This is a genomic window from Blautia caccae, assembly GCF_040095955.1.
Taxonomy (GTDB): Bacteria; Bacillota; Clostridia; order Lachnospirales; family Lachnospiraceae; genus Blautia; species Blautia celeris.
Window position 1 is genome coordinate 46,298 of the sequence record NZ_JBBMFP010000032.1, and the last position, 6,114, is coordinate 52,411.

The window sequence follows — 6,114 nt, forward strand, 5'->3', positions numbered from 1 at the left end:
TTCAGGAACTTTTCTATTCATATTATCTATAAAGTTTCCAAACACGCTCTAATCAAGAAGATTCCATTCACGTAAAATCCCGTATATTACCAGAGCAGAGAGCGGTCCCAGCAAAAAACCGGCTCCTCCGTACAAAAACAGCCCCAGATATACCGATAACAGGACAAGGAGAGGCGATACCCCCACCTTCTTTCCTATCAGACGGGGCTCCAGAAACTGCCTGACGCAGCTTGTGACAAGATAAAGGGCAATACAGCCGACTGCACCGGCCGCGTCTCCTCTTAAGGCAAGGACAAGCGCCGCGGGGACAAGAAATGTACCTGTTCCCAGAACGGGTAGTGCGTCCAGAAGTCCCAGCGCCAGCCCGGCAGTGATAAAATGAGGCGTTCCCAATAAGAACAATCCGGCAATACAGAGGAGGATAATGATTCCCATAATTTTGATCTGTGCTTTGAAATATTCCGCAATTCCGCTCTTTAAGTCCTTGAAAAGGGCTTTCGCCTTAACAAACACAGGCCAGGCGGAAAACCGTTCTTTCCACTCCCCGTGCTCCTGCAGAATCAAAACCGCGGATACTACGCACAGAATCAGGCCTCCCACCAGGACCACGCACTTTTTCATGGAGCCGACCGCAGCCTCCATGGACTGACTGCCATCTAAAAAGGAACTGCTGATATTACTGAGCTGCATATAAATATACTGGCTGCTCTCCCGGGCCGGAATTCCCACCGTGTATTCCACCTGTCTGCAGCATTGGCCTATGATCTGGCAGAATTCTCTCTTTATTACCGGATAGAACGCTATCAGCCTGCTGATCTGTGCAGACAGAGCCTGGAGAAGCCACATAACCCCAAGAATGCCTCCCACGGAGAGAAGCAGAATCAGCACTGCGCCCACACCGCCTTCTGTAAAATGCAGTTTTCTGCAGAGTTTCTGCCGTGCCAGCCACCTGGCTGCCGGAAGTATGGCGAGTGCCAGAAGCCAGCCTAAAAGAAATGGGAGCATCACAGGTACCGCGTATTTCATGACCAGAAATACACCTGCAATGACTCCCACTGTTATACCCGCTTTCTTCCATCTCATCTTCTGCTCACCATACCTTATCTTTTTCGTTCTCCTCTAACAGTATGTGTGAACTTTTCTTACCTATACTATAGGAAAATTTCCAGAGGGCTTTACCTGGAATTCCATTTTTTTCTTTGTCTTTGGATGGGTAAAAATTAATTTATATGCGCACAGCGCGATGTACTGCCATTCCTTTTCTTTTCCTGCCTGAGGATTGTACTTGGTATCCCCCAGCAGAGGATGGCCGGCGTATGCCATCTGGACACGGATCTGGTGATGACGGCCTGTCAGAAGATGGATCTCGAGAAGAGAACAATCCTCTGCTTCTTTTAATACGCGGTATTCCAGAATGGCTTTTTTACTTTGTGGTGTTTTTTGTTTTGTCACCCTGGAGGTGTTGGTGTTAGCATCTTTTATAAGTTCGTTCTCAAGACGGGATTCTTTTTTCGTCGGTATGCCGCTGACAGCGGCAAGGTAGTATTTTTCCATACTTCCGTTCTGGACCTGAGCGTTTAGGTCTTTGGCTGCGGCTTTGTTTTTTGCAAAGACCAGGATACCCTCTACGGGCTGGTCGAGGCGGTGGATAACAGCCAAATAAGGAGGCTCGCCTTTTGAGATGAGGTAGGTGAGGAGGGAGGATTCCAGGTCCGGGGTGTTGATTTTTTTTGATTGGACAGGGAGACCGGGAGGTTTGTGGCAGATTAGGATGTGGGGGTCTTCGTGTAGGATAATTTGGGAGATGGGGGGTGTTTTCATGGTTGTTTAAATTCCTTTTTCTAAATTTATTTTGTTGGCTGAAGGGACGGGGAATGCAGGGCAGCGGGGCCGGGGCGTGGGTGGAGAGGGATAACTTGCCTGGGAGTATTATAGCATGGATGGGCAAAAATGAACAACCGTCATATCTTCTATTATCGGATACAACGGTTGTTCTAATGATCTGCGTTATTCAATTTTTTTATTCCTTTCTTTTTCTTAGTATTGATAAAAAATCCGGAATGAATACTGTTATTTTGTTCTTTCCTTATTCTTCTATACTTCCTTTTAATCTTCTCATTCCCTATTTATAAATCTTTCACTCTGAATTCGTAATCTCTTTGAGCTTCCTTTCATTTCTTATCTGAATGTTCTACCCAAATCCCTTTATGGACTCTGATAAAGCCTTCTCTGAAATGGTCTTCACTCTTCTTGGATATTTAAATTCCGGTGTTTGATAAGATTTATTGAAAGTTCATATCAAATCTATTATGGATAATAAAAAGCTTCTAAACAAATAGTTCGGGCTATTTTGTTTTCAAAACATTTCTTTATACATTTCTTCGGGATATAAAATAATTTACTTCTTTTTCAAGAACTTTTAAATACAACAGGCTAATCTCAACGAATACAACTTATTATATCTTCTGCATTTTTTATATCTTTGAATGATGTATAAATACTTTGTTCTTTCAAAATATATTTCTTTACATATATTTTGAAACCTTTTTATTACTTTTGTGGTAATTGTTCAATATGAGGGCACTTTTTGATATATCACCTAACCGCTTTTTTATCCTCTTAATAGGATTCTTCTTCGGTCTTTATGTAGTTAGGTCTTTCTCTAGGGAACTATGCCTTACCACTCTCATATTGATAATTGATATTCGCTATTTCCAATGGAATATACCTCCTTATCAATATTTCAAATAACACCTTTTACATTACTTTTTATCCTTGGTACTGTTATTCTTTTGTACTTTATGGATCTCTCATATGTAGTACGTTTTAACATTACTCTGATTCCTATTATGTATTCTCCATACACTTTAAGGAGATATAATGTTTTATCTTTTGTACCTTGTAGCCAACTTCCTAAAAAAGATTTATCTTCTCTATGTTTAAGAATTGGTTATGTAGTAATGTGTTGGTGTTTTCTTTTGATGGTTATATATTACCATGGGTTGTTTTATTTGTCAATATATTTTTTGAAAAAAGTTTTGTTTTTTTATAAGTTATATTTTTAACATTATTAAGCTGTAAATTATATGTTTTTATATGAATTTACTACACAATTTACGAAAAGCATAATAATTCTGAACATTGAAAATTGCCAAAATAAAACACCGTGCGACACATTATTTTATCCTCCAATCCAGAAATATCTGGTTTTGTCGGATAAATCCTGTGCCGCACGGTATTTATGTTAACCTCTGTAGTAGTTGATCAGACAGCCTTTCAGAATGATCTCTCGTTCATCATCTGTCAGATCACCGATTTTCACTTTGAATTCCCTGCAGGAATCTCCTGCCACGTAAACCTTGATTTCTTCAGCCTTCTCCTCAACAGCTTTTCTGATTCCCGGAAGAAGCAGATAATCGCCTTTTTTAAACGGCAGGCTGCCAGCCGGGACCAGAAGGGGGAGCATACCCCAATTGATCAGGTTGGAACGGTAACGCTTGGTGGCATATTCATTGGCGATATTGGCCCATCCGCCCAGTACCTTCTGACAGGACGCAGCCTGTTCCCTGGCCGAACCGTCGCCTGGTTTTACGGCATAGATAGTGCTTCCGATACCTGTATTGGAGCTGTCCATGTCAGGGCATACCGTTTTCAGCTTCTCCCATACGGACTTCAGCTCCGGTACAGCTTCCAGCGGACAGTTTCCGGCTTCTCTGGCCTTCTCCGCAGCCTGGATTTCCTTGGCAAGCGGTACATACTCAGGGTCTTTTCTGGAGAGGGTAAATTCGGCAAGTCCCAGAGGATTGGAGCGGAAGGATGATGTTTCACCTGATGGGATCAGCTCATCTGTTGTGGTAACCGGATCATGAATCTCAGAAACCACCTTCAGTACCAGGTTCTCTGTGAGAGCCGGCATTTCAGGCCAGTCCTTGATATTCGGTCCGAACTGTATCTCTGTGTCCGGGTCGGCTTTGCCTTTGCTGTCAAAGACGCGGTTCTCGTAAATCGTTTTGTCAAAGAAATAGCGGGGTTTTGTATATTTAACATCAAAGTCCGCTGCTGAGGTCAGATAGCCCCTGTTTGCTGCTGTGGCTGCTATGGAACGGGCATCCATCAGTGCAACGGAAGAAATCTGTCCGTTCTGGATCTTGGAACCCTCACGGTTCGGGAAATTTCTGGTAGAGTGGCGGATACTGAGGGCATTGTTGGCAGGTGTATCCCCGGCGCCGAAGCACGGTCCGCAGAAAGCAGTCTTGACCACAGCACCTGTCTGCATCAAATCTGCCAGGACACCATTCTTGGCGATCTCCATGTAAATCGGTGTACTGGCCGGATATACACTTAAAGTAAAGGCATCCGCACCGATGCTGGAACCTCTTAATATATCAGCGGCATCACAGATATTTTCAAACCCGCCGCCCGCACATCCGGCGATGATTCCCTGTTCCACATACAGTCTGCCGTTATGTACTTTATCCTTCAGGGTAAACGGAATCTTGCCGTCCAGGCTCACCTGTGCCTTTTTCTCCACGTCATCCAGAATATCCATCAGGTTCGCATTCAGTTCTTCTATTGTATAGGTGTTGCTTGGGTGGAACGGCATGGCGATCATGGGTTTCACCCGGCTTAAGTCCACATAGACCATTCCGTCATAGTAAGTCACTGCACCGGGAGACAGCTCTTTATACTCCCCGGCTCTTCCGTGAACCTCATAGAAGTCCTTAATGGTATCGTCTGTTGTCCAGATGGAAGAGAGGCAGGTCGTTTCTGTGGTCATAACATCAATTCCGATACGGAAATCAGCGCTGAGTCCGGCAACGCCCGGGCCTACAAACTCCATGACTTTATTCTTAACATAACCGTTGGCAAACACTGCGCCTATGATAGCCAGCGCAACGTCCTGGGGACCTACGCCCGGCATCGGCTTTCCGGTCAGATAAACGCCCACAACCTCCGGTCTGTGTATATCATAAGTCTTGCCCAGAAGCTGCTTCACCAGCTCCGGACCGCCCTCACCCATAGCCATGGTTCCCAGGGCACCGTATCGGGTATGGCTGTCCGATCCCAGAATCATTTTTCCGCCGCCTGCCAGCATCTCCCTGGCAAACTGATGGATAACTGCCTGATGGGGCGGCACATACATTCCGCCGTAGCGTTTTGCGCAGGTCAGACCAAACATGTGGTCATCCTCATTGATGGTTCCGCCCACTGCACAGAGAGAGTTGTGGCAGTTTGTCAGTACATAGGGGATTGGGAATTTTTCCAGCCCTGAAGCCCTTGCAGTCTGAATGATTCCCACAAATGTAATATCGTGGGATGTCAGTTTATCGAATTTAATTTTTAAATCATCCATATTTCCGGATGTATTGTGCTTTTCCAAGATAGAGTAAGCCATTGTCTGTCTGGATGCCTCTTCCTTGTCAAGAGACGCTGCACCTGTCATCTGTGCAACTGCTGCTGCCGCTTCAGGACCGTCTTCCACAAGCTCAGTTCCATTCACCAACCAGACACCGCCATCGTAAAGTTTTACCATGATTGATCCTCCTTGTCACCGTTTTGTATCATTGTATACACTTATACAGTTCTTTTCTATTATACGCATTATCACGCTAAAATGCAAGTATTTTATCTCTCTATCACTTTATTTAATTCCAGTGTCTTTGTCGTTTGCACATTCTCAGGAAAACATCGGAATATTTGATGATCTGTAAAGATAAAAGGCTGCCGGCAAGATTTCCTGATGTACGTATGGACGCAAAAGTTTTTCTTATCGTATATAGAACAGATAAATGGGCCGTTAAAATCCATAAGTTATGTATAAAATCTAAAGGCTCTTTGCATTAAGTGTGATCAAAACCACAGCTCATTTGCTTAATTTACGTATTAAAGCCAAAGTTTCCCTGCTTTTTATCTGTAAAGTGTGACCAAAACCAAGGTTCACTTGCTTAGTTTACGTATTAAAACCAAAGGTTCCCTGCTTTTTATCTGTAAAGTGTGACCAAAACCACGGCTCACTTGCTTAGTTTACGTATTAAAGCCAAAGGTTCCCTGCTTTTTATCTGTAAAGTGTGACCAAAACCACGGCTCACTTGCTTAGTTTACGTATTAAAGCCA

3 protein-coding genes are annotated in these 6,114 nt (G+C 43.9%); all 3 read right to left on the minus strand.

Features of this window, described 5'->3' with window-relative positions; translation table 11 throughout:
• Positions 1 to 48 precede the first annotated feature (48 nt).
• The gene (locus WMO65_RS23950) at positions 49 to 1,083 is read right to left on the minus strand and encodes an AI-2E family transporter (RefSeq protein WP_033139170.1); all 1,035 of its coding nucleotides are present in this window, start codon (positions 1,081 to 1,083) and stop codon (positions 49 to 51) included.
• A gap of 63 nt (positions 1,084 to 1,146) precedes the next feature.
• Positions 1,147 to 1,821 (minus strand): RluA family pseudouridine synthase, encoded by a 675-nt coding sequence (locus WMO65_RS23955; RefSeq protein ID WP_103731856.1) that lies wholly within the window; start codon positions 1,819 to 1,821, stop codon positions 1,147 to 1,149.
• Positions 1,822 to 3,244: 1,423 nt separating this feature from the next.
• Positions 3,245 to 5,533 carry a hydratase gene (locus WMO65_RS23960; protein WP_103731543.1) on the minus strand — a complete coding sequence of 763 codons (2,289 nt, stop codon included), beginning with the start codon at positions 5,531 to 5,533 and terminating at the stop codon, positions 3,245 to 3,247.
• Positions 5,534 to 6,114: the final 581 nt, after the last annotated feature.